General features: G+C 44.8%; 25 protein-coding genes. 12 read left to right on the top strand and 13 right to left on the bottom strand.

Going from position 1 to position 26559, the window contains the following annotated elements:
* The first annotated feature begins 52 nt into the window (after positions 1-52).
* On the top strand, positions 53-286 hold the full coding sequence (locus RA156_RS06735) for a MoaD/ThiS family protein (protein ID WP_306643799.1): 234 nt from the start codon (positions 53-55) through the stop codon (positions 284-286).
* A complete protein-coding gene (locus RA156_RS06730; RefSeq protein ID WP_306643798.1) occupies positions 276-704 on the top strand; it encodes a molybdenum cofactor biosynthesis protein MoaE in 429 nt (142 codons plus the stop codon). Before RA156_RS06735 ends, RA156_RS06730 begins: the two co-directional genes overlap by 11 nt.
* On the opposite strand, the gene RA156_RS06725 is transcribed toward RA156_RS06730, so the two are convergent.
* From RA156_RS06725 to RA156_RS06685, 9 genes are read right to left on the bottom strand one after another with little or no spacing between them, the layout of a single operon-like run.
* Positions 705-1811, bottom strand: coding sequence for an NTP transferase domain-containing protein (locus tag RA156_RS06725; protein ID WP_306643797.1), 1107 nt, complete (start codon positions 1809-1811; stop codon positions 705-707).
* Complete coding sequence (moaC, locus tag RA156_RS06720; RefSeq protein WP_306643796.1) at positions 1798-2277, bottom strand: cyclic pyranopterin monophosphate synthase MoaC; 480 nt, start codon at positions 2275-2277, stop codon at positions 1798-1800. Before moaC ends, RA156_RS06725 begins: the two co-directional genes overlap by 14 nt.
* Complete coding sequence (locus RA156_RS06715; RefSeq protein WP_306643795.1) at positions 2262-3455, bottom strand: molybdopterin molybdotransferase MoeA; 1194 nt, start codon at positions 3453-3455, stop codon at positions 2262-2264. The genes moaC and RA156_RS06715 overlap by 16 nt, the downstream gene beginning before the upstream one ends.
* Positions 3452-4438, bottom strand: a complete 987-nt coding sequence (gene moaA, locus RA156_RS06710) for a GTP 3',8-cyclase MoaA (protein ID WP_306643794.1) — start codon at positions 4436-4438, stop codon at positions 3452-3454. The genes RA156_RS06715 and moaA overlap by 4 nt, the downstream gene beginning before the upstream one ends.
* A complete protein-coding gene (locus RA156_RS06705; protein WP_306643793.1) occupies positions 4438-4797 on the bottom strand; it encodes a DUF7009 family protein in 360 nt (119 codons plus the stop codon). The genes moaA and RA156_RS06705 overlap by 1 nt, the downstream gene beginning before the upstream one ends.
* Positions 4797-5756, bottom strand: a complete 960-nt coding sequence (locus tag RA156_RS06700; RefSeq protein ID WP_306643792.1) for an isopenicillin N synthase family dioxygenase — start codon at positions 5754-5756, stop codon at positions 4797-4799. The genes RA156_RS06705 and RA156_RS06700 overlap by 1 nt, the downstream gene beginning before the upstream one ends.
* 55 nt (positions 5757-5811) lie before the next feature.
* Positions 5812-6978: a glycosyltransferase gene (locus RA156_RS06695; protein ID WP_306643791.1), complete on the bottom strand. Its 1167-nt coding sequence runs from the start codon at positions 6976-6978 to the stop codon at positions 5812-5814.
* Complete coding sequence (locus RA156_RS06690) at positions 6975-8117, bottom strand: glycosyltransferase family 4 protein (protein WP_306643790.1); 1143 nt, start codon at positions 8115-8117, stop codon at positions 6975-6977. Before RA156_RS06690 ends, RA156_RS06695 begins: the two co-directional genes overlap by 4 nt.
* Before the next feature lie 37 nt (positions 8118-8154).
* Complete coding sequence (locus tag RA156_RS06685; protein WP_306643789.1) at positions 8155-9648, bottom strand: LptF/LptG family permease; 1494 nt, start codon at positions 9646-9648, stop codon at positions 8155-8157.
* 175 nt (positions 9649-9823) lie between these two features.
* Between RA156_RS06685 and RA156_RS06680 the strand changes: the two genes are divergently transcribed.
* The 4 genes from RA156_RS06680 to RA156_RS06665 all read left to right on the top strand — a co-directional run bounded on the left by RA156_RS06680 (position 9824) and on the right by RA156_RS06665 (position 15691).
* Positions 9824-11872 (top strand): dipeptidyl-peptidase 3 family protein, encoded by a 2049-nt coding sequence (locus tag RA156_RS06680; protein WP_306643788.1) that lies wholly within the window; start codon positions 9824-9826, stop codon positions 11870-11872.
* Positions 11873-12017: 145 nt separating this feature from the next.
* Positions 12018-12284 carry a hypothetical protein gene (locus RA156_RS06675; protein ID WP_306643787.1) on the top strand — a complete coding sequence of 89 codons (267 nt, stop codon included), beginning with the start codon at positions 12018-12020 and terminating at the stop codon, positions 12282-12284.
* Between the two features lie 3 nt (positions 12285-12287).
* Positions 12288-13712, top strand: a complete 1425-nt coding sequence (locus RA156_RS06670) for a choice-of-anchor B family protein (protein ID WP_306643786.1) — start codon at positions 12288-12290, stop codon at positions 13710-13712.
* Positions 13713-13717: 5 nt separating this feature from the next.
* Complete coding sequence (locus RA156_RS06665) at positions 13718-15691, top strand: choice-of-anchor B family protein (protein WP_306643785.1); 1974 nt, start codon at positions 13718-13720, stop codon at positions 15689-15691.
* On the opposite strand, the gene RA156_RS06660 is transcribed toward RA156_RS06665, so the two are convergent.
* A complete protein-coding gene (locus RA156_RS06660) occupies positions 15692-16435 on the bottom strand; it encodes a phenylalanine 4-monooxygenase (protein WP_306643784.1) in 744 nt (247 codons plus the stop codon).
* A 153-nt stretch (positions 16436-16588) separates the two neighbouring features.
* Complete coding sequence (locus RA156_RS06655; protein ID WP_434064836.1) at positions 16589-19186, bottom strand: ATP-dependent Clp protease ATP-binding subunit; 2598 nt, start codon at positions 19184-19186, stop codon at positions 16589-16591.
* 231 nt (positions 19187-19417) lie between these two features.
* Here RA156_RS06655 and gyrA point away from each other — a divergent pair, with 231 nt between their 5' ends.
* Together gyrA and RA156_RS06645 are read left to right on the top strand one after the other, a co-directional pair.
* Complete coding sequence (gene gyrA, locus RA156_RS06650) at positions 19418-21973, top strand: DNA gyrase subunit A (RefSeq protein ID WP_306643782.1); 2556 nt, start codon at positions 19418-19420, stop codon at positions 21971-21973.
* Positions 21974-22129: 156 nt separating this feature from the next.
* The gene (locus RA156_RS06645) at positions 22130-23272 is read left to right on the top strand and encodes a tetratricopeptide repeat protein (RefSeq protein WP_306643781.1); all 1143 of its coding nucleotides are present in this window, start codon (positions 22130-22132) and stop codon (positions 23270-23272) included.
* Between the two features lie 186 nt (positions 23273-23458).
* On the opposite strand, the gene RA156_RS06640 is transcribed toward RA156_RS06645, so the two are convergent.
* Positions 23459-23716 (bottom strand): hypothetical protein, encoded by a 258-nt coding sequence (locus tag RA156_RS06640; RefSeq protein ID WP_306643780.1) that lies wholly within the window; start codon positions 23714-23716, stop codon positions 23459-23461.
* A 1043-nt stretch (positions 23717-24759) separates the two neighbouring features.
* Here RA156_RS06640 and RA156_RS06635 point away from each other — a divergent pair.
* The 4 genes from RA156_RS06635 to RA156_RS06620 all read left to right on the top strand — a co-directional run bounded on the left by RA156_RS06635 (position 24760) and on the right by RA156_RS06620 (position 26340).
* Positions 24760-25041 carry a hypothetical protein gene (locus RA156_RS06635; protein WP_306643779.1) on the top strand — a complete coding sequence of 94 codons (282 nt, stop codon included), beginning with the start codon at positions 24760-24762 and terminating at the stop codon, positions 25039-25041.
* Between the two features lie 39 nt (positions 25042-25080).
* Complete coding sequence (locus RA156_RS06630) at positions 25081-25341, top strand: hypothetical protein (protein ID WP_306643778.1); 261 nt, start codon at positions 25081-25083, stop codon at positions 25339-25341.
* A 161-nt stretch (positions 25342-25502) separates the two neighbouring features.
* Positions 25503-25889 (top strand): hypothetical protein, encoded by a 387-nt coding sequence (locus RA156_RS06625; protein WP_306643777.1) that lies wholly within the window; start codon positions 25503-25505, stop codon positions 25887-25889.
* Between the two features lie 232 nt (positions 25890-26121).
* Positions 26122-26340 carry a hypothetical protein gene (locus tag RA156_RS06620; protein WP_306643776.1) on the top strand — a complete coding sequence of 73 codons (219 nt, stop codon included), beginning with the start codon at positions 26122-26124 and terminating at the stop codon, positions 26338-26340.
* 48 nt (positions 26341-26388) lie between these two features.
* Here RA156_RS06620 and RA156_RS06615 read toward each other — a convergent pair whose 3' ends face one another.
* Complete coding sequence (locus RA156_RS06615; RefSeq protein ID WP_306643775.1) at positions 26389-26553, bottom strand: hypothetical protein; 165 nt, start codon at positions 26551-26553, stop codon at positions 26389-26391.
* Between the last annotated feature and the right edge of the window lie 6 nt (positions 26554-26559).

Raw genomic sequence — 26559 nt, 5'->3', positions numbered from 1 at the left:
TCAGGCAGTGGCAGTGACCATGGTCACGTTAACTCTTTATTACCTTCGCGTCATGAAAGTGATCGCATTTGGCATAGCGAAAGAGATAATTGGTCAACAATACCTGAATTTGGAGGAACAACCTTCTAATGTGCTTGAGTTGAAGAAACAATTGCTCGCGCGCTATCCTGGATTTTTAGAGCTTGCTTCATTGCGGATTGCCGTAAACGAGGCCTATGCAGAAGACGATCACCTATTGAATACCACCGACGAAATCGTCATAATACCACCCGTTAGTGGAGGATAAGCATATCCATATTAGCCTAGGCTTTGAGCCGCTATCCACTGAGGAATGTCGTACGTTGGTTCAGGACCCAGCTTGCGGCGGTCAAGTGGTATTTGCCGGAGCGGTTCGTAATCACACCGGAGATCGCAAGGTGCTTTACCTTGACTTCGAGTCGTATGTACCGATGGCGAAGAAGGTCATGCAGGAAATCTGCAGTCAAGCTATAGAGAAGTGGCCTATTCGTCATGCCGTTTGTCACCATCGTCTGGGCAAGCTTGAAATTGGCGAACTCGCTGTTGTCATAGCCGTTTCATCACCACACCGGAAAGCATCATTTGAAGCCTGTGAATTCATTATTGACGAACTCAAGAAGGAAGTCCCAATCTGGAAAAAGGAAGTCTTTGAAGGAGGGGAAGAATGGGTTTCAGCTAGACCTTAATCACAGCAAACCTTTCACTTCTTCCAAATCTTCAGGAGTATTGAGGTTGAATAGCTTGTCTGCCCTTGCTGACTCCACCAATTGAATATCGTTGTTAATAAGCACTTTACGCGGACAGCTATACCCTTGACTCAACCAATAAAGTAGTTGTTCATAAGCCCGGGGCTCCCAAATGGTGCACAATGGATCTGGAAAGCCTGTGGCCGGATTTAGAAATGCAGTAGCCAATCGCGAAGGATCTCGGTGCTCAATCAACTCTTGAATGAACGCTTGATCAACCATCGGCAAGTCGGCTGCTACCACTAACCACGCTTGATTCGGATGCTTTCTGAAGGCAGAAAGCATAGCTCCGTAAGGACCGAGGTCTAGAAAGCTGTCTTCAATGGTTGGGTAAGACGTTTCGAATTGCTGATCTGAGCGTTTACTAAGGAACACCGATTCCGCGCTAGCGCTAATTAAATCAGTCATGTGAGCGAATTGAGGCTTTCCATGAAGGTTTAACAAGGTCTTGTCTTGTCCCATTCGCTGGCTTTTACCTCCAGCTAGCACCAATCCGAAAAGGGCAGGGGATCGATGTTGCTCGCTGATATATGCAGCAATTTCTTGAGCATTCTGTATGAACTTCGCATCTGAAGGTAGTTGCGATCGAATGTCATCAGGCAAGCTTCCAGATTCATCAATGACCAAGACCGTTGATGCCAACTGAGCAGTACGTTTACGTACGCTTTTTTCTTTTGTAGGATGATAGAACAAGACCGTTCTCTTGGCCTCAAAATGATTGGAGTTGATGATCGCAACATCAATCGATCTGTCAATGGTCTTGCGCTGATGACTCTCGTTTATCGAATGATGTCGAGAGTAAAAACCTTCTTGCAGCGAAACCTCTAGGGCAAAAACAGGATTCCTTCTATTGGAATATCCAGGATTGTCAAATGCCGCGTGGTCAGCATCAATATAGCCAATGCGGAGTGACGGGAGTAGACCTGCGACTTCAATCGCCAAATCTGCAATTGCACCACATGGGGCTCCGTAGATTCCGATGTCAAAAGCTGAAAAATCATCCACTTGTGGACGTTCGAGCTTAGCGTGTTTTTTATGTTTTTTCACGGTGAAAAGTGCGTTTGCCTCCGGTTTTACTCATTAATTCACAAGCAGTTATGCGAATGTCATGTGATAGTGCCTTACACATGTCGTAGACAGTTAACGCACAGATGTTGGCTGCTGTTAATGCCTCCATTTCAACACCTGTTTTACTGTGTACTTCACACTGCGCATAAATATGAAGGGAAGGGGCGTGTTCTTCAAATGATATTTCGCAAGAGTCTAATGGTAAGGTGTGACACAAGGGGATCAATTCATCTACTCGCTTGCTGGCCTGAATACCTGCAATTTTAGCGGTGTGAAGAATGGGACCTTTCTTGCCGTTGAATCCATCTTCTTTCAGTCTTCCCCATACATCTTGCGGGAAAGTGACAATGCATCTTGCTATAGCGGTCCGGTGGGTCACTTCTTTGTGTCCGACATTCACCATATGCGCTTCGCCATCTTTGATGTGACTTAACTTCTCTTCCATGGAATATATGTTTGAATGCTGCCTTCTTCAAAGGTAGATTCAGCATCAGCTAATACAACGAAACCGTTGGTGCCGATTAAACCGGCATAATCACCAGACCCTTTGGTCTTTAGTGAAGTAGCGACTAGTCTTCCTTCTTTGTTATTGACCTTTACAGGACAGAAAAATGTCATTGGTGGAGTGAATTCGATGGAGGCTTCGAGTGCTACTTGTTGATTCGACGGTTGATGAATATTCTTTAGATACGTGTCTCGAACATAAAGGGCAGCGTTTATCGCTGTAGATACAGGGTTTCCGGGCAATCCGAACACTGTAACGGTGTCGTTTCTTCCGAACCATAATGGTTTACCGGGTCTTTGCTTGACCTTGTGAAACAGTTGATTCACGCCATGTTCTTGTAAAAGCTTTGGAAGAAGATCTCTTTTCCCCATAGAAACGCCACCGCTAAAAATCAATGCATCGTATTCTTGCAGAGCACCTTCCAGCCAATTGCTAATGGTCGCCGATTCATCAATCAAGTGTTCCTGATGAATGTCTACTGAAATGCCTTCCAACAAGGCTTTCACCGTAACATCATTACTTCTGCGTATCTGATGGGTCAGGGGAGTTTGATCAACCGGAACTAATTCATCTCCTGTGCTGACCACTGCAATTTTTGGAATCACAGCTACAACCACTTCTGATTGACCTACACTCGCTAACGAGGTCATCAAGGGCATATCTATTCTGGTGCCTGCCTTTGCAAGTAGCGCGCCTTTCTGACGATCATTTCCTTGTCGGTGAATGTTCATCCATTGCGTTACGGGCTTTTGTTCGCTAACGCGGAATTGCTCACCCTCCTGAATCAACCACTCATAGGAGATGATAATGTCACACCCTTTAGGTAGCATCGCTCCCGTGGCTGTTTCGACACAAGTGAATTCTCCAATGCGTTCAATTTGTGCTTGTCCGGCGAATTGCTCTGATTCTTTGGTATATAGTCGTGTTCCGCTCTGCCAATCATTCCATGACAATGCGATACCATCCATCATGACGCGGTCGAAAGGAGGGAAGTCCCGATCGGCAACCAGATCCTCCATCAAAATTCTGCCAAATGCTTGATGCAAGGGTACAGTCTCCGCTTTCAACTGGTAGCAGTTGGCCTCAACAATTGATATCGCTTCTTTGTAAGTAATCATCCTCCAATGGTTGCCATGGATGCGTGACGCTCTCCTGAATTTACGAGTTCTTTCTCTGCTGCGAAACCATCCTTGGGTTTACGAGAAACCAAAGCTGTCAAGCGTTCCGCGATAGCGAGATCATCAGCGCCTGATCTAAACAAGTCAAACAATGAAGTATCAGCAGGACCGTAAAGACATGATTGAAGATCACCGCGAGGGCCGATGCGCAAACGATTGCATGAACCGCAGAAAGTGCGACTAGCGGCAGCAATAATACCTACGCTTCCTATGTGTCCTTTGATTGAGTACTCCTGAGCAGTATCGCCAGGAGCCATGGTAAGTGGCTCCAAATCAAAAGCTGAGGTGATATGAGATTCAATCGCCTTGAAATTCCATGTTGACTTTGGTTGACGACCTGTGCCGTTGAATGGCATCTCTTCAATGAATCGAACGTGAACGTCGTGGTCTTGAGTGAATTGGACAAAAGGAAGAATGTCTTGAGTGTTCTCTTCTGCCATGACCACGGCATTAATCTTGGTCTTAATGACTGATTTTTCGAGAGCCAACAGTGTGTTCATCACTCGTTCAAACTCATCTCTTTTGGTGATTTGAAGGAAACGCTTACGATCTAGACTGTCAAGGCTGAGATTAATACTCTTGAATCCCAAGGTTACGAGTTCTTCAATGTGTGGCTCCGTGAGCACACCATTGGTTGTCATATGCAACGATTCGAACAACTGCTCTTGATGAATCATGCGCAGCAAGGTCATCAGGTCTTTGCGTACAAAAGGTTCACCACCTGTAATGCGTAGTTTGGTAACGCCTAAGGAGCTCACAATGCGAAGTAGACGGATAATCTCTTCGAAGCTCAGTAAATGGTCCTTTGGAAGAAAGTTGTGGAAGCCTTCTGGCAAACAGTAATGGCACCGAAGATTGCAGCGGTCTGTCACCGCTAATCTTAAGTAGTTAATACGTCGACCAAATTTGTCTTCTAGAACCATTAATGACTTGCCTTCGGATTCGGATAGTTGTCTGTCTCATCTTCATTTGGACGAGATGTCAGGCAGGTAAAATCCTTTTCAATCGTTATTCGAAGGTCGCCATTTTCAGTGGGAAGCGTTGAGTAAATTCCAACATCTTCACTGGTAGCCCAGGATTTCAATTGATCGTCTTGGGCAAAGATGAAGAGGGTATTATGTTTCAATTCGACCTTCGATACTTCAGAAGCGGCCAGTTGATAGCTAAAGGAAGCCCCTGGAAGAGAAGTGGTTTCGTTTACCGTTCCACCTTCAGCCAAAGTTGCCACCTCGGATTGAAGTAAGCGAAGTCGGATCGAATTTCCTTTGATCCTTAGTTTCATTATTTCTTAAGACCGATCTCTGCTAGACGTTCATCAAGGTATTCTCCCGCGCTAATTGGCGCGAAGTTCGGCTCTTGTCCTGGCTCCACACAATTTGAAAGGCAATCCAAGCGCATTTCTGAACGAGGGTGAAGGAAGAAAGGAATAGAGAAACGTGAAGTATTCCACTTTTCACGCGGTGGGTTCACCACTCTGTGCGTTGTAGAGCGGAGTTTTCCGTTTGTTAGACGTTGTAGCATATCTCCCACATTGACTACAATGTGATCTGGAAGAGCCGTTACGTCTTTCCATTCTCCTTGTTTATTCAACACCTGCAACCCTTCCGCGCTAGCGCCAATAAGAAGCGTAATTAAGTTGATGTCTTCATGTTGCCCAGCACGAACTGCTGATTTAGGCTCAGAAGTGATCGGAGGGTAGTGGATTGGTCGAAGAATGCTATTTCCGTTGTGAATCTTGTCGTCAAAGTAATTCTCGTCAAGTTCAAGGAAGATGGCAATGGCGCGAAGCATTTCACGTCCTGTAGCTTCAAGCTGCTCGTAAGCTTGGCGCCCTGAAGTGTTGAACCCAGGCACTTCGTCTACAATCACATTATCAGGATATTGAGACTTGATAGGGTCATTGTCAGTCACTTCTTGTCCGAAATGCCAGAACTCCTTGAGGTCTCCTGCATTGCTGTCTTTGGCGTGCTCTTTACCAAAGCTGGTATAGCCACGCTGACCTGCTAATCCTTCGATCTCGTATTTTTCTTTTACATCATCAGGTAGGGCAAAAAACTTAGGTACTTCTTGATAAAGGGTTTTTACCAATTCATCACCCACTAAGTGGTTCTTCACTGCAACGAAGCCAATGTTTTGGTATGCTTCACCCAGTTCTTTAACGAATTTCGCTTTTCTATCGGCGTCTCCGCTGAGGAAATCAGCAAGATCGACGCTAGGGATGCCCATCACGTAGTCTTTCATGTCAAAAGAATTATGTTCCGAAGGTACAAATGTAAATGGTGATTTACAGTGTCACTCAAGAATTGCGGATGATATCTATCAGCTCCGTTGTTGCCGCCTTCCAAGAATAATTGTCCTCTACGAATCGTCGGCCATTTTGACCTAGCTCTGAACGCTCTGGTGCAGAGTGAAGTAAACGAACAATCGCTGCTGCTTGATCATAGGGGTTATCTGCTACTAAAACTTGCTTCTCATCAATAGCATGTAGTGCGTTGTTGGCAAGCGAACTGGTGACACACGGAATGCCCATGGACATGGCTTCAAGCAACTTGTTTTGGAGTCCCGTCCCAATGCGCATAGGAGCTGCAAATACCTGTCCGCTAGCATATGCATCACGGATATCATCTACCCATCCTGTGACTTTCACGTCTTTGCTCTGAAGCGCTTTGACGCGATTGTTTGGACTTGCTCCGGCAATAAGTAAGCATGCTTGTGGGAACTCTTCCTTCACCATTGGAAGAATGCGAGTAGCTAACTCTACTGCAGTATCTACATTGGGAGGATAGGACATGTTGCCTGTGAAAACAATGTCAAACTCTTTGTTTGCCTTTTTGGGTGTAAAAAACTCTATATCAACACCGTTAGGAATTACCTTGATCTGTTTCCTGTGTGGGTGATAAATAAGCTTTTGGTCTTGTTCGGAGATGATCGTGTGATGCTCGAAGTAGTCGAAAATGAGGTTTTCGTACTTCACTAGTTTTCGTGCTTCCAACCGCCAAATCGGACGTAAGTACCACTTACTGGTTTTAGATTGGCGCTCCATCCCTTTATTGAAAGCATCCATGTAATCCAGAGTTTTTGGAATGTGGTGGATGTGCTTCACGTATTCGGTCACGCGAATGAGCTGACAGTAGAGATGATCTGGCTTGATTTCATCGATTAACTCGTGAACTCTTCTACGCGCCTTTCGCTGCAAGAAATAGTGGCATTGAAACGGGCGAGTGCTCACTGCAGCAAATGCCATGCGAAATAAGATCTTCCATTTTGGAAGTGGAATAACCTCCACACGGTGGCAAATTGTCTTTAGGTGATCAATGGCTTCTTGTGATGTACTATCAGCGTCTAAGCAGCAGAGCGTCACCTCAAAGTGTTGAGACAGCTGTCGAATCTGATGATAGATTCGAAGTTTATCTCCTTTTTCTAGAGGATAGGGTACACGGCTACTTAAGACAAATACCTTCATCGTTCTGAATCCAGGCTTTGGTAGAATTGAATGAGGTTGTCTATAATCACCCTGTTGTCAAAGAGTTTAGACGCCAGGTCTCGGGCTTCATGTCCCATTTGCGTGATTCGCTCAGGAGCATCAACTAACCTTGAAATGGCTGTTGCGAAGGTCTCCGCTTCATCTCCGATAGCCAGGTGTTGGTTTGGTGTTGCATCAATTCCCTCAGCACCAACTGATGTTGAGACAATGGCTTTACCCATCGCCATACCTTCGATGATTTTTACACGAATACCACCGGCAGATAGGAGAGGGACTATCATGATCGAGTGCTCCGCCATGAAGTCTTTTGCCGACTCGACTTCGCCGTGAATGACCACGTTCTTATATGATGTACCCAAAAGATCATCAGTCAGGCCTCGTCCTGCTAGGTGAAGCTCCAGGTCAGGGAACTTCATGTTAATCAAAGGCCAAACATCTTCTAGAAACCATAGCATGGCCTCAAGGTTTGGTCGCCAATCCATGGCACCAATATGGAACAAAGTGACTTTCTCTTTTTTGTGTGGTGAGAAAGGGTATTGGTCTGTGTCAATCCCGAATGGGATAGTGAGAAGCGGTCGTTCAAAGCCAAGCGAAGCATATTTCTCTTCGTCCTCAGCAGAAATCGCCGCAATGCCGTCTACATCATGAATCACGCTGAGCTCGTAGTCTTTCAAACGTTTGCTCAAGTATTTCAGGTAGGCCTTTTTGGCTGGATTCCTTGTGCCTTCGGCGATACGCTCCCAGATAATGTATTCGAGGTTATGCGAACGCAAGACAATGGGCGCCTTGCTGTGTCTTCTGATTGTACCGATATACGGCGTCATGAAAAGACTCTCGAGGTGAATGATGTCAAACTTCTTTCTGCGCAGGAGATTCGCTAAGCGAATATCAAGGTCTGGCGAGAAGAAACGACTGACGTTGTACGAATCTTGAGTAATCAAGCTCGAGAAAGCATCCACGATGTTCACCTTGGTGTCAACGAAAACGCCTTCAATGTCAGTCTTGTCAATGTACTCTTGCGACATCTTATCAAGCTCCAGATCATGCTTGTGCGTGTAAATCGTGATCAGCTTGAGTTCATGGCCTTGACTTAAGAGACCGCGCGAAATATTATTCATGGCAATACAGCCGCCGTCTTTCGGAGGGAAGGGTGGTTTATTGCACAGTTGCAGAATCCGCATTCTTGTTTCGCTTGAAGATCTTCTTAAACCAGTTCAAATAAGAGTCTACATTCATGATCGTAGAGTCTGTAGCGGCTTTGTAGGTTAGGAAAACACTCATTGGGAAGAGTATTACCGAACTGATCCACATTCCTACTACAGGGATCAAAGACCCTGATCGAACCATTCGTTCGCCAAAGATGGTGAGTATGTAGTAAACTAGAAAGAGAATGATGGCTACAACCGTTGGCAGACCAAGGCCTCCCTTACGGATAATGGCACCTAAAGGCGCTCCAATGAAGAAGAGCACCACACAAGAAAAGGCGAGGAAGAACTTTCGGTGCCACTCGATCTCGTGCTTATTGGCCAATTTTCGTTTGCTGTTTATATCGTCGAGCACATTGTTGATGCTCTTCTGGAAGCTTCTACTTGTTTCAATAGCTTGGTTCACAGCTCGGCGTTGTTGCGCATAGGAAAGGCTGGCAAACATTCCCTTGCGAGCTGGTGGTGTGTCAAGGGCAGTGCTTTCAGCTACGGCTACCATAGAAGTGTCTGAAGCTAAACTATCGTTAGCAATAGCAACTTGCTCGATTTCCTCGCGATTGCTCGGTAGGTACTGTGCCAGTGAATCGCGACGGAAAAGCATTGTTCGTAGTCCGTAGCGCTCAAGATCATCTTGCTTGCGCTGGATATTCACTTCAATAGAATCTACCGCATCTTCGAGCTGATTGATAGTCATCATCTCGTAGGCATTCTTGAAAAGATCTTCATCTGCTTTATTGAAGCTCAATGATGATAGATCAATCCGCATAATCTGCTTTTCAAATTGATTGGCTACGTGCGGGTATTGACGATCACTGTTCTTGCGCTGTGACTCCATTTGTTCATCATAGGAGTATCCATCTTCTAGAGTTACGAGTAGATAACGCTTGTCTTCGGTTTGCTTCATGTAACCTCGCTGAGCGCGGATTACTGTTCGGCTACCTTCAGACGATTCTCGGTGATCATAAATCAGAACATCTGTAAGTTCATCTGTTTTAGGGTCTTTTCTTCCCACGCGAATAGAGAAGCCATCTATTCCGTTGTAGAATACACCGTCGCTGAGATTGAGGGCAGGTTTTTGTTTCGTAACACTGTATAGAAGAGTTCGGAACTTCAAGTTGGCAATAGGCCATACATTGTTCGAGAAGTAGAAAGCGCTGACGGCGACAAAAACAATAGCTATGGTCAATGGACGAAGAATTCGAACGAGTGATTGTCCGGCTGACTTCATGGCGGTGAGCTCGTAGTGTTCAGCCAGCGCCCCCATGGTCATGATCGAAGACATGAGGATGGCGAGCGGAAGTGCCATGTTCACCAATCGAGCAGAAGCGTAGATCATCAGCTCTAGAATCACCGTGCCTTCCAAACCTTTACCCATAAGGTCATCAGCGTACACCCATAAGAATTGCATGTCGAGAATGAACAACGCAATAATGAATGTGACCACGAATGGGCCGACAAAGGTTTTTAAGAGGAGGAGGGCTAGTTTATTCAAAGCGATCCTTTGGGCAAATTAACGAAAGAAATCCCCACATCTTGTGCAGAATGAAGGATAGATATACCATGTTATCTGGCTGTCAGTTGATTTCGCTAATTTGCCGCCCGTAACCAAAAACAACATCATGAAGAACCTATGGGGATTGTTGGTCCTCGCGCTTTTCCTCGCCGCATGCGGTGGAGGCGGACAAGAGCCAGCAACAGATGACAGTCAGGCAGCTGCAGACTCATCAATGACAATGGAAGCAGACGACGACTTCGAATGGCAGACTGAGCAGTTTGCTGACTTGAAGATCATTCGTTACCAGATTCCTGGTTGGGACAAGCTTTCACTCGATCAAAAGAAACTCGTTTATTATTTGACGCAAGCAGGTTTGAGTGGTCGTGACATCATGTACGATCAGAACTACCGTCACAATCTTGAGATCCGTAAGGCTCTTGAGAACATCTACAACAACTACGCTGGAGATAAGACTTCTGATGATTGGAAGAACTTCGAGATCTACCTCAAGCGCGTATGGTTCTCAAATGGTATCCACCATCACTATGCGAATACGAAGCACACTCCGGAATTTTCTCAGGAATACTTTTCCGCGCTAGCGTCAGAAACAAACACCACGCTTTCAGAAGAAGCAATGACGGCTATGTTCGATGCTTCTATGGATGCAAAGAAAGTAGAGCAGGATCCAAACAAAGGATTGGTAGAATCATCTGCTGTGAACTTCTACGCTCCTGATGTGACTACTGAAGAAGCAAAGGCATACTTCGCTTCAATCACTGACCCTAATGATCGCGCACCGATCTCTATCGGATTGAACTCGCGTTTGGTTAAGAACGAAGCTGGAGAAGTGGTAGAGGACGTTTACAAAGTAGGCGGACTTTACGGGCCAGCATTGGAGAAAGTGGTTTACTGGTTGGGTATGGCAGAAAGTGTTGCTGAGAATGACAAGCAAGCCGCTGCACTACGTAACTTGATTGAATACTACGAAACAGGTGACCTACGCAAGTGGGATATCTACAACATCAACTGGGTACAAGACACAGAAGGCGACATTGACTATATCAATGGATTCGTTGAAGTATACAATGACCCACTAGGGTACACTGGTTCGTACGAGACGGTGGTACAGATCAAGGATTTTGCCGCTTCAGATCGTATGTCAGTATTGATGAACAACGCACAGTACTTCGAAACAAACTCGCCGATCATGGACGAGCACAAGAAAGAAGAAGTTGTTGGAATCACATACAACGTTGTGAACGTAGCAGGGGAGGCAGGTGACGCATCACCATCAACTCCAATTGGGGTGAACCTACCGAACGCTAACTGGATTCGTGTGAAGCACGGTTCGAAATCAGTAAGCCTTGGGAACATTGTAAATGCGTACGACAAGGCATCTGGATCAGGAATGCTTGACGAATTCGCGCACGATGCAGAAGAAATCGAACGCGCAAAGGCACATTCAGAGCTTGCAGGTAAACTTCATACTGCAATGCACGAGGTAATCGGACACGCTTCAGGTAAGCTTGAAGAAGGTGTAGGTACTCCAAACCAGACTTTGCTCGAGCACTCTTCAACAATTGAAGAAGGACGTGCCGACTTGGTAGCGCTTTACTACTTGCTAGACCCTAAAATGGTTGAGCTTGGTTTGATGGAAAGCCTTGAAGTAGGTATGGCAGAATACGACGGTTACATCCGAAATGGAATGTTGACACAGCTTCGCCGCCTAGAGTTAGGTGCTGATATTGAAGAAGCGCACATGCGTAACCGAGCTTGGGTTTCAAACTGGGTTTACGAGAAAGGTCTGGCTGACAGCGTAATCGTGAAGGTGGTTCGCGATGGCAAGCACTTCTACGATATTCAAGACTACGATAAGCTACGTGTGCTTTTTGGAGATCTATTGAAGGAAGTTCAGCGAATTAAGTCGAAAGGAGATTACGAAGCAGCAAAGGAACTCGTTGAGGGTTACGGAGTGAAGGTGGATCAAGACGTTCATACAGAAGTACTTGAGCGTACTGAGAAACTCGGAATCGCTCCTTACGGTGGTTTCATCAATCCGGTACTTCAGCCAGTGACTGATGCAGACGGGAATATCACAGATGTGGAAGTGGTTTACCCAGATGACTTTGTTCAGCAGATGTTGTTCTACTCACGTGAGTACGGACATCTCTAAACAGAAATGAGATTATTGGAAAAGGCTGTCTGTTAAGGGCAGCCTTTTTTTGTGGAAGCTTTTCAACTTTGTTGGCGAGCTTCGTTCTTGAACCCTCGAAAAAAGGGCTACTTTTACGCGAGACCTGCAATTTTCCTTAGAAACCATGGAAGATCTACACCTACGGAAATTAAGACTGATTGAGTTCATTTTGCAAGAGCACGATGAAGAGTCAATTGAACGATTGGAAGAGTTGACTTATCGTATTTCATACGACGAAGACAGCAAAACAAAAGTGATTGGTTTTAGACCGAACGGTGTAGCAGTTATCAAGAGCGATTTCCTCGCTGACATCATTGAGACCATGAAAAGTGTCAACGAAGGAAATTTCATTACGCTCGAAGAATTGGATAAAAGATCAGAAAACTGGTAATCAATGAAGAGATTTTTACTCGCTGCACTTTCTTGTGCTTTTCTTACCACTGCCTCGGCTCAAACACCTTGTGTTGACGGAGAAGCAGATGGTTATCCTTGTCTAAACACAAGCCTTTGGTCTGTGATGGACTTGGCAGATCTCGGTGGAGGTCAAAACGGAAACGATTGTTGGGGATGGGTTAGCCCAGACGGAAGAGAATTTGCCTTGATGGGTAAAGACAACGGAACAGCATTTGTAGAGATTTCTGATCCAGCCAATCCTGTTCTTATTGGAACATTGGCAACACACACCACGAATAGCCTTTGGCGAGACATTAAGGTATATGAAAACCATGCCTACATCGTATCTGAGGCACCTGGCCACGGAATGCAAGTGTTCAACTTGATGCAGCTGACTTCAGCAGTTGATATACCTGTAATCTTTGAAGCTACAGCGCATTACGATAGCTTCGGGAATAGCCACAACATTGTCATCAATGAAGAAACTGGCTATGCCTACGCTGTTGGAACAAGCACCTTTGGCGGTGGCTTGCATATTGTAGACATCTCTGATCCATTGAACCCTCAGTTGGTTGGTGAATTCGCAGAAGACGGGTACACGCACGATGCGCAGGTAGTTATCTATGATGGTCCTGATGGAGCATACTCAGGTAAAGAAATTGCCTTTGCATACAACGAAGACAACATCGCTATCGTTGATGTTACCGACAAGTCAGATTGCCAACTCATCTCTTCAGTTTCGTACGACCTTATTGGATACACACACCAAGGATGGTTGACTGAAGATCATCGCTTCATGCTTGTAGACGACGAGTTGGATGAGAGTGATTACGACATCAACACAAGAACATACATCTACAACGTGGAAGACCTTTCGAACCCGATCGAATTGGGTTGGTTTGAAAGTGACATTGAGTCTGCTGACCACAACCAGTATACATTGAATGGACTTTCGTACCAGTCAAACTACATGGGTGGTCTTCGTGTCTTAGACCTTTCCGACGTAGCAAATGGAAACTTGGAAGAAGTAGCATACTTCGATACGAACCCTGAATCAAACGGAAACTTCTTCTGGGGGTCATGGAGCAATTACCCATACCTCCCGAGTCAGAATATCATTGTGAGCACATTCTCACACATGTTCGTTATCCGATTGGAGAACATTGTTTCTGCATCTTCAATTGATCCAACAGCGGAGTTGACGGTATATCCAAACCCCGCTTCAGATCAGATGAGCATCGAATGGGAAGGAGGGAAGCTCGAGTCATTGAGCTTGATTAACGCTCTCGGACAAACAGTTCGTACGCTGCCAGAACTTAATGCAGCTTCAGGACGTATGACCATCGAACTGGGGGATCTTCCTTCAGGAATGTATATCCTTCAGAACGCGAGTGGATCAATCACTCAGCGTGTGATTAAACAATAAGACCGATGAAAAGAAGCGTACTAATCGCTCTATTGAGTGTTTTTACTATTGGTGGAATCAACGCTCAAACCCTTTGTGAATCTGGATTCGCAGGTGAATTCCCATGTGAAAATGTTGACATGTGGGCCTTCTTGTCACTTGATGAACTAGGTGGGGCAGCCAACCTCAATGACATTTGGGGATGGGAAGACATTGCAAGTGGTCGTGAGTTCGCGGTGGTATGTAAGTCAAATGGAACAGCTTTCGTTGAAGTGACTGATCCTGCGAACCCTATTTACCTAGGAAGCTTACCTACACACACGCAGAACAGCCTTTGGCGTGATGCTAAGGTGTTCCAAAATCATGCTTTCATCGTATCAGAAGCGCCTGGTCACGGAATGCAGGTATTTGATTTGACACAACTCCTATCGGTAACGGAGCCACCAGTTGATTTCACTGAGACGGCCCACTATGATGGACACGGACGAGCACACAACATCGCAATGAATGAAGAAACTGGTTATGCTTACAGCGTAGGTACGAGCTCATTCGATGGTGGTCTTTTCATTATTGATGTGAATGACCCAGTGAACCCTGTGATTGCAGGTGACTTTGCTGAAGACGGTTACACACACGACGCTCAGATCGTGAACTACACAGGACCAGACAAAGACTACTGCGGACGTGAAATCTGCTTCGCTTGTAATGAGAATACGTTGACAATTGTTGACGTAACCGACAAGGAAGACTGTCAATTACTAGCCGCTGAAGGATACGATGACACAGGATACGCTCACCAAGGGTGGCTTACTGAAGATCAACGTTACTTCCTTCTTGGAGACGAGACGGATGAGCTAAATGAATTCACAGAAAACACCCGCACGCTCCTTTGGGATGTGCGTGATCTTGATAACCCCGTGTTGATTGATGTGTACGAAGGGCCAGCGACAAGTATTGACCACAACCTATACATCCGCTGGGAAATGGCTTTCCAGAGTAATTACCGCAGTGGACTTCGCGTTCTTGACGTGACCGATGCTCGCCAAGCTGAACTGTCAGAAATTGCATACTTCGATGTGCAGCCATCTGACGACAATGCCTCATTCTCTGGTACTTGGAGTAATTACCCATACTTCCGTAGCGGAACCGTTGTAGTAACTGACATGTACGCAGGACTCTTTATCCTCCGTCCACGCATCGCTACCATTCAAGGATATGTTGAAGTTCTTTCTACTGAAGACGAGGCTTCATTGAATGCCTTCGTAAGCTACGCGGCTGAAGAAGCTACAGTAGATTACTCAGGTTTGCCTTCAGGGGTGACAGCTACAGTGAATGATGCTGTATTGCCTGGGCCTATCCAAGTTGACTTGGCGGGACTATCAAGCCTTGCAGCTGGAGATTACACTTTCACCATGTCTGTGACACATGACGGTCAAACGCTTGAGCGTGAAGTGACAATTACAATCTCAGAAGATACGCCGTTGGCGGTGACAGCTCTTGGCCCTGAAGACGTAACGATCCAACCATTTGGAATCGAGCTTTCATGGGAGTCAAATGTAGAAGGAGCAGAGTACTTCGTTGAAGTAGCTGACTCTGATGATTTCTCTACAATCGTTCACTCAGAAACTACTTCTGAGACGATGGTAACTATTCCATTTGATCTTCCTGATGGAGACTACTTCTGGCGTGTAACAGCCACTGGAAGCTGTGATACGGGAGCAGAGTCAGATGTGACATCTTTCACGGTACTCTTCGTATCCGTGGAAGAACAACTTGCGAATAGCATCAAAGCGTTCCCAAACCCTGTGACTGATCAATTGGTTGTTTTGTTTGATTCGCCTAACGGCGGAACGCTAACGCTTACAGATAGCCAAGGACGAATTGTACACACAGAAAACGTGACTCAATCTCGTTTGGAGATCAACACTTCTCAATTGTCAACAGGAGTTTACACTCTGCAGATTGACGGGATTCGAGCAAAGAAGATTATAAAGAAATAATCAGCGAACTATTGCTGGTGTGATGTCGAGGCCTTCAGAAATGAGGGCCTCGAGTCTTTCTACAGCATTGTATAAGTCTGAGAATTCCTGAATGACGTAGTATTCCATCTGGATCTCGTTATTCACGAAAGCGTGATTAATCACTTGCTCAAGATCAAAGGGGTGTTTCATGATTTGATTCTCGAATACATGATTCGTTTCACCGAAAGATGAAATAATACCCGCACCGTAAATCTGTTCTTGTCCTTCAACAGCTGAAAGACCGAATTCAACCGTAAACCAGTACAATCGTTGCAACGCTGTTAATACGATGGGTTCGTTCAAGTGATTCGCTCCAATCTTCCCAAAACGTTCCATGAAGGATGCGAACACATCATCAAGTAGGAGAGGGAGGTGGCCAAAGATATCGTGGAACATATCAGGCTCTTCGAGGTAATCGAGCTGAGCCTTTGTTCTTAACCACGTGCTACTACACCATTTCTTCTCTGCAAGAAGTGAAAAGAACTCCTCAACAGGGATAAGTCCAGGCACAACGTGAATCTCCCATCCATTCCTCGAAGACATGAATTCGTTGACTTTCTCGAAGTCTGGAATATGCTCTGCATTAAGAACAGGAGCGAAAGATTCTAGACAGCGCAGATAGTTGACATCACACTTGCCTTGAAGGTTCTTGATCTGTCGTTCAAATAGTATGTTCCAGACCTCTTGGTCTTCTGGAGTGTACTTGTTGTATTGCTGTTTCATGGCACAAAAAAACCCCGCAAGCTGCGGGGAAAAATCAAAAAAAAATCCGTATCAGCTTCGTTATCGAATGACTAGTACAGAATAATATGTTGGTGTTGTTAGCACGAGCGAAAGATAGGAAAAGAAAAAGGACTCCGAAGAGTCCTTTTCAATTTATTCATCGTCTGAAGAAGATTCTGCGCTAGGGGCTTCCTTCGCGTCATCTGAGGCTTTGGAGGATTTCTTAGCTCCTCCTTTCTTCACCTTCACGGTGATCTCCTCTTTCTTCGAGTCGTAGTCAACAAGAATGCTATCACCTTCTTTGAGGTTAGCATTGATGATCTCTTCCGCGAGCGGGTCTTCCAAGTATTTCTGGATTGAACGCTTCAATGGACGAGCACCAAACTTGTCATCGAATCCTTTATCTGCAATGAAGTCTTTCGCCTTCTCAGTCAATTCGATGTCGTATCCTAGTCCTTTTACGCGGTCGAACAACTTGTCTAGTTCAAGGTCAATGATCTCGTGAATGTGTTCACGGCTCAATGAGCTAAACATGATAATGTCGTCGATACGGTTCAGGAATTCTGGTGCGAATGCACGTTTCAGTGCTCCTTCAATGACACTTTTACGATCATCCTGTTCGCGGTCTGCTTTTGCATTCGTTCCGAATCCAACTCCGGTTCCGAAATCTTGAAGCTGACGTGCTCCGATGTTCGAAGTCATGATGATTACCGTGTTACGGAAGTCGATCTTACGACCAAGTGAATCCGTAAGCTGTCCGTCATCAAGTGCTTGAAGCAACAAGTTAAATACGTCAGGGTGTGCCTTTTCGATCTCATCTAGAAGAACGATCGAGTAGGGGCGACGACGTACTTTCTCAGTCAACTGACCACCTTCTTCGTATCCGATGTATCCTGGAGGTGCTCCAATCAAGCGAGAAACGGCAAATTTCTCCATGTACTCACTCATATCGATGCGAATCAACGCTTCTTCTGAGTCGAACATGAATTTCGCTAGTTCCTTTGCTAGCTGTGTTTTACCAACACCTGTAGGTCCCAGGAAGATGAATGATCCAATCGGTTTATTTGGGTCTTTCAATCCTGCGCGGTTACGCTTGATCGCCTTCACGACTTTCTTAATCGCAACGTTTTGTCCGATCACACGTCCGTCGAGAGACTCTTCCATGCGTGCTAGACGTCCGCTTTCTTTCTCAGCGATACGTTGCACAGGAATCCCCGTCATCATGGCAACGACTTCTTCCACATGGTCAGCAGTCACTGTTTCACGATGGTTCTTAGATTCTTCTTCCCACTTGTTTTTAGCGGCATCAAGTTGATCTAAGAGCTGGCGTTCTTTATCTCGAAGTTTTGCAGCCTCTTCATACTTCTGGCTGCGTACTACTTGATTCTTTTCTTCCTTCACATCTTCAATCTTCCCTTCGATATCGATGATTTCTTTCGGGACGTTGATGTTATTAAGGTGTACACGAGAACCTACTTCATCCAGGGCGTCAATGGCCTTGTCTGGAAGGTGGCGATCCGTGATGTAACGGCTTGTCAACGAAACACAAGCTTCAACAGCATCATCAGTGTAAGAAACACTGTGGTGGTCTTCGTACTTGTCTTTAATGTTGTTCAAGATCTGAACCGTTTCTTCTACTGAAGTTGGTTCTACCATTACCTTTTGGAAACGACGCTCAAGGGCACCGTCTTTTTCGATGTGTTGGCGGTACTCGTCAAGGGTAGTGGCACCAACACATTGAATTTCTCCACGTGCAAGGGCCGGCTTGAACATGTTCGATGCATCAAGTGAACCGCTGGCTCCACCAGCTCCTACGATGGTGTGGATCTCATCAATGAAGAGGATCACGTTCGGAGACTTTTCAAGCTCGTTCATCACGGCTTTCATACGTTCCTCGAACTGACCACGGTATTTCGTTCCTGCAACGAGCGATGCGATATCCAACGTTACAATACGCTTTCCAAAAAGCACACGAGATACTTTCTTCTGGATGATGCGAAGTGCAAGTCCTTCCGCGATAGCGCTTTTACCTACACCTGGCTCACCAATAAGGATTGGGTTGTTCTTTTTACGGCGAGAAAGGATTTGCGAAACACGTTCGATTTCCTTTTCACGTCCTACAATAGGGTCTAGCTTACCATCTTCAGCAAGCTTTGTAAGGTCACGTCCAAAGTTATCTAGGACCGGAGTCTTACTCTTAGAATCTCCAGGCTTCTTAGCACCGCCGCCTCCGCCAGTGCTTCCAAATCCACGATCATCATCGTCGTCTGGTGAGCTTGGGAATTCTGATTTCGGGATGTCGCTTTCTGCGTTCTCCATAAGAATTGATTCGAATTCGTCTTTAGCTGACTCGTAGTTTACATCAAGTGCGTGAAGCGACTTGGTAGCTACGTTGTCTTCATCTTTTAATATTGAGAGCAGAAGGTGCTCGGTTCCAATAACCGGGCTCTTGAAGATCTTTGCCTCTAGGTAGGTGATCTTCAGGATTTTTTCTGCCTGTTTTACGAGGGGAATATTTCCTTGGCTTGCCGCCTTCGAAGAATGAGAAGAGATCGACCCCTCTACCAACTTACGCAGGCGTCCAAGATCAACGTTCAACCCTTCTAGAATTCGGATAGCAGTTCCCTCTCCCTCGCGGATGATACCTAATAATAGGTGCTCAACCCCGATATAATTGTGCCCAAGACGGATTGCTTCCTCTCGCGAGTAAGTAATGACGTCTCGTACACGTGGTGAGAATTTTGCATCCATATATGAGTCTCTACTGTTTTCCATTCACTTTATTAAAAATACGCTGAATTGCGTCCTTGTTCAAATATATTCGGCTCGAATGCTGTAGTCCCTTTCTGAAACGTTTTTTATCCACACGAAAGTGTGGGATTTTGTGGATAAACGCGGGATTGAGAACAATCACCTCCGAGCCGGATTCCGTATTTTCGTCTATCGCATCAAATACTGTGCAAAAACCTTCAGGAAGACGATATGGCAGAAGGAGAAAAGATAATTAATATCAACATTGAGGACGAGATGAAGTCGGCCTACATCGATTATTCGATGTCAGTGATCGTAGCTCGTGCTCTTCCAGATGTGCGCGATGGACTCAAACCCGTGCACAGACGCGTACTCTACGGTATGTTAGACCTTGGAGTACTTTCGAACAGACCTTATAAAAAGTCCGCAAGAATCGTAGGAGAGGTGCTTGGTAAGTACCACCCGCACGGTGACAGTTCTGTGTATGACACAATGGTCAGAATGGCACAAGACTGGTCTCTGCGCTATCCAATGGTTGACGGACAAGGTAACTTCGGATCCATCGATGGTGATAACCCTGCAGCAATGCGTTACACGGAGGCACGCCTTCGTAAGATCGCTGAAGAAATGCTGGCCGATCTCGATAAAGAGACGGTAGACTTCTCACCAAACTTCGATGACTCCCTAAAAGAACCAACTGTTCTACCTGCGAAAATCCCGAACCTCCTTGTTAACGGAGCAAGTGGTATTGCCGTAGGTATGGCAACGAATATGCCGCCTCACAACCTCACAGAGGTGATCAATGGGGTAACCGCATACATCGATGATAACGACATTACTATTGAAGGGCTAATGGAGCATGTGAAGGCTCCTGACTTCCCAACAGGTGGTATTATCTACGGTGTAGAAGGTGTGCGTTCTGCTTTCGAGACGGGACGTGGGCGAATTGTCATGCGTGGACGTGCTACGATCGAAGAGATTCGTGACGGACGTGAGGCAATCATTGTTACCGAGATTCCATACCAGGTCAACAAGTCTGACATGATCAAGAAGACGGCTGACTTGGTAAACGACAAGAAAATCGAGGGAATCTCTGAGATCCGAGATGAGTCAGACCGTAAAGGAATGCGCGTTGTTTACGAACTCAAGCGCGATTCAATTCCAAACGTTGTTCTGAACAAGCTATACAAGTACACAGCGCTACAGACTTCATTCTCAGTAAACAACATTGCGTTGGTGAAGGGACGTCCTCAGATGCTTCATCTGAAAGACCTTATCTCCAACTTCGTTGAGCACCGTCATGAGGTTGTTGTACGTCGTACGCAGTACGAGCTGAAGAAAGCAGAAGAAAGAGCGCACATCCTTCAAGGTTTGATCATAGCGATCGACAACCTTGACGAGGTGATTGCATTGATCCGTGGAAGTAAAACTCCAGAGGATGCTCGCACAGGATTGATGGACCGCTTTGAGCTTTCTGAGATTCAAGCGCGCGCTATCCTTGATATGCGACTCCAGAAGCTTACCGGACTAGAGCGTGATAAACTACGCGCTGAGTTCGATGAGTTGATGGCTACCATTGCTCGTTTGAAGGAGATTCTTGATAATAAGGATATCCGAATGGGTATCATCAAGGATGAGCTGGCTGAAATCAAAGAGAAGTACGGCGATGAGCGAGCTTCAGAAATTGAATACAGCAGTGCTGACTTGAGCATCGAGGATATGATTCCAGATGAAAGCGTTGTTATTACGATTTCACACGCTGGTTACATTAAGCGCACGAAGCTTACAGAATACCGAACGCAAACAAGGGGAGGAGTTGGTTCGAAAGGATCTTCTACTCGTGATAAAGACTTCCTGGAACACGTGTTTACAGCAACGAACCACAATTGGCTGCTGATTTTCACTGAGAAAGGACGTTGTTTCTGGATGCGCATCTTCGAAGTTCCTGAAGGAACGAAAGCTTCGAAAGGACGTGCGATCCAAAACTTGATCAACATTGAGCAAGACGATAAAGTACTTGCATACATCCCTGTTGGTGACCTTCGTGACGAGGAATACGTTGAAAACAACTTCCTCATCCTATGTACGAAGCAAGGATTGATCAAGAAGACAAACCTTAAGGCATATAGCCGTCCACGTTCAAACGGAATCAACGCGATTACCGTAAGGGAAGGAGACACCCTTCTTGACGCTCGCTTGACAAGTGGTGACAACGAAATCATCATGGGTCTGAAGAGTGGTAAAGCCATTCGCTTCAATGAGCAAACAGTGCGTGCCGTAGGTCGTACAGCTCAAGGTGTAAAAGGTGTGACCCTCGGTTACGAAGGAGACGAGGTGATCGGAATGGTCTGCGTAAAAGATCCAGAGTCGGAAATCTTGGTAGTTTCTGAGAAAGGATATGGTAAGCGTTCACCAGTTTCTGATTACCGTATCACCAACCGTGGCGGTAAAGGAGTGAAGACAATCAACGTAACCGAAAAGACAGGGGAGTTGATCGCCATCCTTAACGTGACTGATGAGAACGATTTGATGATCATCAATAAGTCTGGTATTATCATCCGAATCAAAGTTTCTGATCTACGTGTTATGGGACGCGCCACTCAAGGTGTTCGCCTCATTAGCCTGCGTGGAAACGACGAGATTGCTTCGGTTGCCAAAGTGCTTCCAGAAGATGATGAAGATGAATTGTTAGATGAAGAAGGTGCTACCGCTGAAGGAGAGACTCCTGAAGGTGGAGATGAAGGTGCTGCTGATGCTTCAGAATCAGAAGAATCTACCGAGGAATAAAATTCTAAGAAACATAGATAAGAAGGCTGCTCCAGAGAGTGGCCTTTTTTATTTCACCGTTAGAAATGATGATAATAATCGACCTTTGGCAAGCAATTTGATTAGCTACAGGTGGAAGTTTTATAATTTAGCAACTGATAACCCTAAGGAACGAAAATGAAAAAGACACTACTTGGTCTTCTAGTGACCATCACTTCAATGACAGCTTTCGGTCAAGCAAGCGTTACTTCAGCGTTTAACGCCAACCAAGCAGGATCGTACGATGAAGCTGTAGGTTACATTGAAAAGTCACTCAGCAACGAGAAAGCGATCACAAAAGAAAAGACTTGGCGCTACCGTGGAGACATCTACATGAACGTAGCACTTGACTCTGCACTTGCAATTAAATACCCTGAGGCTCTAGATCTAGCTCGTGAATCTTACATCAAAGCGCGTGAACTAGACAAGCGTGGATCATACGCCAACGAAATCCAACTTGGATTGAACCGCGTGATGAACCAAGCGATGAATAACGGTATCGCAAACTACAACTCGAAGAACTACAATGAAGCGGCGAAGAATTTCGCTCTCTCTAATAAAGTAGCACAAACAGCATTCGACTCTACTTTCACACAAGCAGTATACAACACTGCACTTGCGTACGAGAAAGGAGGAGAGACTGATATGGCGATTGATTACTACCGCCAGTGTATCGAGGCGAACTACCTTGCAGAAGATGTATACCTGTTGATTGCCAACTTGTACTCAAACTCTGATCGCGAGAAAGAAGCATTAGAGACGTTGAAGGAAGCACGTATGAAGTTCCCTCGCAACAAGAACTTGATTCTTGAGGAGTTGAACATCTACCTACGTAACGAACAATACGACCTTGCGGAAGAAAACCTTCGATTGGCGATTGAGGCAGACCCTAAAAACGAAGTACTTCATTTTTCGCAGGGAGCTGTAAACGACAAACTAGGAAACATTGAAGTAGCAGAGAAGGCATACTTGAATGCAATCGAAATCAAACCTGATTATGTAGATGCACGTTACAACCTTGGTGCGTTGTACTACAACATCGGCGCTGAGATGATCAATGAGGCGAATGAAATTCCTCCAACACAAGTGAAGCGTTACGAAGCGAAGGTAGCAGAGGCGAAAGAACTTTTCGCGAAAGCTCAACCTCACTTCGAAGAAGCACACAAATTGGATCCTGAAGATCTCGCTACGATGGAATCGTTGAAGAACATCTATGCTCGTACTGGACAAGACGATGCAATGCTAGAGATGTCAGCGAAGCTAAAGAAGGCGATGAACTAAGCATAAGATTATCCCCAATAGAAGAGGCCGTCTGATAAGGACGGCCTTTTTTTGTTTCCATATAGTTCCGGAAACATTACTTTACATAATATTAATTATATGACAACCTTGCGAGACTAAGGTATGTTGACGGCTTCAAAATAACGAGGTTTGAGCCGTTATATTTTTCAACATACCGAGTGTTAACTAAACTCGAAGGATATCGTCTGATTCGTCGTCAGTCTCGTCATCAATGGAATCTCCATCGAAATAGAATGAAGCTAAAGTGTCGAAATCTTTAGGTTCATCGAGACTAGATAAGACATTTATAGTCTTCTCTTTTATTGGTTCGGAATCATCAAGGTCTTGCATACACCAGTTGACGAAATCCCAAGCGATTTGTCTAGGCAACATCCTGAATCCATGGCGCATGAATCGCATGAGTCCGGAGTAAGATTCTGCCATAATGACTGTTTTTTACGTGGTTATCTGAAAAACGCGTTCGTTTTCGCGCTCAATTTACTGATTTGCAGTAAGAAAAATCAATTTTGAGGTGAAAATTAAGCGGTCAGTTCTGTCCGGTGGCATAGGGTGTTACCTACGACCTATGCCACCATCGAAAACATGACAGGTTGTCAACTAAAAGCGTGCCAAATGAGAAAGCAAGTCCTCAGGACGAAGCTCGCTTCAAACTCCGCAGAGTTGAAATCTGAGGTATTCAGTATGAGTGATGAATTTCGGTAAGGTGGTTTCTGGAACCTTCACATGATAGGCCTGCTCTTGCCTCATTTCGCCTTACAATCTACGGTTAAATGATTGGCTTTCAGTCGGCTTCGCCTCCATTTTCGCCACTCATTTACCCGTTTATCGATTGCCGACGAAACGAAGCAAGAACAGACGCAAGTCAAAAAAAATGAAAGTTCGAAAGCCATATACAAAGCGTGAAATGCAAGTGTTTATGAAACTGAAGAAGAGATTTTCCAATGATGAAGTTAGAGCCGATGAATTGGCCAGAATTTGTTCTTGGGAGTCTTGTTCTTTGAAGGAACACTTCAAGAACGCCTACGGCATTAAGAACCCTAACTTTTTGAATTCACTTATTTCAATAATCCTTAAAAATTAAATTATGTCTAGTATCAAATTTTCCAGCTATGGTACTGTATCTGTGTTTAACGAGTATTTCAGAGTTCACGACCCTGTTGTATCGTTCTCTTTGGATAAGAGAACTAATATCCGCGATGCGCAAGGTTATTTACAAGCTAGGCTCATTGATTTCATTGTTCATCGATGTGAAGACCCTACACTTAGGAAGTGGTTGATGTGCTTTGTTTATCACAGTCTCAATCTTGATGAATTGCTTCTTATGATAATCAATATCTGTGAGGAAGATTCGTTACCTAACTTCTATTACGATTTTAAGAAGGGGTTCATTTGAACCCTTTTTTTCTATTCTGTCCGTTGGACAAAAATCTAATTCAGTTGATTCGTTCAAAATTCAAACCAACATTATGAAAACAGACATTTTCGGAAAGATTGTTTCCATTGAATCTAAAAAAGGTGAAAATGGTCAGTATCAAGTCATTTTGATTCACAATCAAGTGTTCAACCGTAATACAGGTGAGCTGGTAAAAGAAAGCAAATATCCTGTGTTGAATTTCAAAAAAGCCATTAAGAAGAAAGTTGGAGATGATATAACAGCGAAGTGTTATGTCAACGCTAAAGAACGTGTGAATGAGGAAACTCGAGAAGTATTCCACAACGTTTCTCTATCGCTTCACGCTATTGAATAAATAAAAGCCCCGCATTGCGGGGCTTTAATCAATAATCCTATGCAAATCAAAGTAATACAAGCCTCTAAAGAGGAAAAAGAATTGTTCCAGCGTCTTTGTCGCCTTACAGGAGAAAAGACGATTGCAGGAGCATTGAAGGAGGTTTCCAGCCGATTCCCTCAAATGCTCGAGACAATTCATTCACAACGTGAAAAAATCGACGATTTAGGTAGCAGAATGATTGAGTTGGGAAGAGAATTTCACCGTGTAGAGGTTTCAAAAGAACGAATTAGTAATCTATTAAATCCACCTAAAAAATGAGAAATTTATTTCCACATGCACGCGCTTTCGCGCTCCTCACATTGACTGCGTTATTTATGACGGTTTCCACTATGTGCCTTTCGCAAGACCTTTTTACAAATGGTGATTTGTACAAGTGTCACAAAGTTTGCACGCCCGATGATACATTGTATTTCACGGATATGCAAATTCTACTGAAGCTCCTACCCCATTTCGGTAATGAAGATGTAGCGTGGTCGCCATTTTCGGAGGCGAATGACGGGGTTGTAAATGCTGATGAGCTACTTCTTTATATCGGAGGTTTCAGCAAAGTTCAGAACGTTGACTTTTCCAATGTCGAAATAGTCAACCAGTTTTCAGGAGCTACTGAAGTGAATTTCCCTAATGAAATAGTAGTTAACGTAAATGATGAGTTGGTTAGTTACGGTTACTCCTCATTTACTTGGTTTATGCACTCAGGGGCAGATGAAGTACCTGAAAACAATTCCAATCAAACATGGAACTCTTTCTGGATAAACGCCCTAACTGAAAGCGGGCCAGTCAAGTTATTTATGGTTAAGGTTCAGTGACTGCATAACTTTGAAATGCCTTGCAGAGTTCCGATATCTGCATGACACTGTGTAAAACCTAAGGTTCAGTAAGCCCCTCTTTGAGGGGCTTTTTGTTTAACAACACCGGTGTTGTTGTACCATTTGGTTACAAAATCGATTTTGTTACTATTTGGTTACTATTACCAGGTAGTTGTAACCGTTTGGTAACTGTCGCCGGTCTTTGTAACTTGTTGGTTACAAATACCAAGTAATGAGAATAAGCGAATTATCATTAACGCTCAAAGCGTTCATAGAAGCTAGGCCAGCAATTAACCTTTCTAAGTTTGAGGAAGAAGCAGGTTTACCAAAGAAAACACTCAGTCATATTAAAAGTGGTGAAAGGGAACTTGGGTATGGGTATAGGAAAGACTATAACAGGCTCCGAGAAGTGATGAAGAAATACGGATGGGATGGACAGTATACTTTATAGCAAAAGCCCCGCATACGCGGGGCTTTCTTGTTCCAAACGGTGACCTAGTTAAAAGGTTCCTCCTCCTTTCTTCTTGTTTGGTACAACCTTCAGGATGTTGTAAATCATGTCGAGGATTGAAATGTTCTTTGTCGTTGGCCACACTCGAAATGTGAATTCGATTAGAACGATTACGAGGGCTATGATTTCAGCCATCCAATTCACTTCTTCCATTGTTTT

The sequence above is a fragment of the Sanyastnella coralliicola genome (assembly GCF_030845195.1).
Taxonomy (GTDB): Bacteria; Bacteroidota; Bacteroidia; order Flavobacteriales_D; family Sanyastnellaceae; genus Sanyastnella; species Sanyastnella coralliicola.
Note: the sequence above shows the minus strand (reverse complement) of the source record. Positions and strands in the feature narration are given on the sequence as shown.

Excerpts from the sequence above, each read along its gene's own strand:
- RA156_RS06735 (WP_306643799.1), top strand. The coding sequence starts at position 53 with ATGAAAGTGATCGCATTTGGCATAGCGAAAGAGATAATTGGTCAACAA.
- moaC (WP_306643796.1), bottom strand. The coding sequence starts at position 2,277 with ATGGAAGAGAAGTTAAGTCACATCAAAGATGGCGAAGCGCATATGGTG.
- RA156_RS06715 (WP_306643795.1), bottom strand. The coding sequence starts at position 3,455 with ATGATTACTTACAAAGAAGCGATATCAATTGTTGAGGCCAACTGCTAC.
- moaA (WP_306643794.1), bottom strand. The coding sequence starts at position 4,438 with ATGGTTCTAGAAGACAAATTTGGTCGACGTATTAACTACTTAAGATTA.
- RA156_RS06705 (WP_306643793.1), bottom strand. The coding sequence starts at position 4,797 with ATGAAACTAAGGATCAAAGGAAATTCGATCCGACTTCGCTTACTTCAA.
- RA156_RS06700 (WP_306643792.1), bottom strand. The coding sequence starts at position 5,756 with ATGAAAGACTACGTGATGGGCATCCCTAGCGTCGATCTTGCTGATTTC.
- RA156_RS06695 (WP_306643791.1), bottom strand. The coding sequence starts at position 6,978 with ATGAAGGTATTTGTCTTAAGTAGCCGTGTACCCTATCCTCTAGAAAAA.
- RA156_RS06690 (WP_306643790.1), bottom strand. The coding sequence starts at position 8,117 with ATGAATAATATTTCGCGCGGTCTCTTAAGTCAAGGCCATGAACTCAAG.
- RA156_RS06680 (WP_306643788.1), top strand. The coding sequence starts at position 9,824 with ATGAAGAACCTATGGGGATTGTTGGTCCTCGCGCTTTTCCTCGCCGCA.
- RA156_RS06675 (WP_306643787.1), top strand. The coding sequence starts at position 12,018 with ATGGAAGATCTACACCTACGGAAATTAAGACTGATTGAGTTCATTTTG.
- RA156_RS06670 (WP_306643786.1), top strand. The coding sequence starts at position 12,288 with ATGAAGAGATTTTTACTCGCTGCACTTTCTTGTGCTTTTCTTACCACT.
- RA156_RS06665 (WP_306643785.1), top strand. The coding sequence starts at position 13,718 with ATGAAAAGAAGCGTACTAATCGCTCTATTGAGTGTTTTTACTATTGGT.
- RA156_RS06660 (WP_306643784.1), bottom strand. The coding sequence starts at position 16,435 with ATGAAACAGCAATACAACAAGTACACTCCAGAAGACCAAGAGGTCTGG.
- RA156_RS06655 (WP_434064836.1), bottom strand. The coding sequence starts at position 19,186 with ATGGATGCAAAATTCTCACCACGTGTACGAGACGTCATTACTTACTCG.
- gyrA (WP_306643782.1), top strand. The coding sequence starts at position 19,418 with ATGGCAGAAGGAGAAAAGATAATTAATATCAACATTGAGGACGAGATG.
- RA156_RS06645 (WP_306643781.1), top strand. The coding sequence starts at position 22,130 with ATGAAAAAGACACTACTTGGTCTTCTAGTGACCATCACTTCAATGACA.
- RA156_RS06640 (WP_306643780.1), bottom strand. The coding sequence starts at position 23,716 with ATGGCAGAATCTTACTCCGGACTCATGCGATTCATGCGCCATGGATTC.
- RA156_RS06635 (WP_306643779.1), top strand. The coding sequence starts at position 24,760 with ATGAAAACAGACATTTTCGGAAAGATTGTTTCCATTGAATCTAAAAAA.
- RA156_RS06630 (WP_306643778.1), top strand. The coding sequence starts at position 25,081 with ATGCAAATCAAAGTAATACAAGCCTCTAAAGAGGAAAAAGAATTGTTC.
- RA156_RS06625 (WP_306643777.1), top strand. The coding sequence starts at position 25,503 with ATGCAAATTCTACTGAAGCTCCTACCCCATTTCGGTAATGAAGATGTA.
- RA156_RS06620 (WP_306643776.1), top strand. The coding sequence starts at position 26,122 with ATGAGAATAAGCGAATTATCATTAACGCTCAAAGCGTTCATAGAAGCT.
- RA156_RS06615 (WP_306643775.1), bottom strand. The coding sequence starts at position 26,553 with ATGGAAGAAGTGAATTGGATGGCTGAAATCATAGCCCTCGTAATCGTT.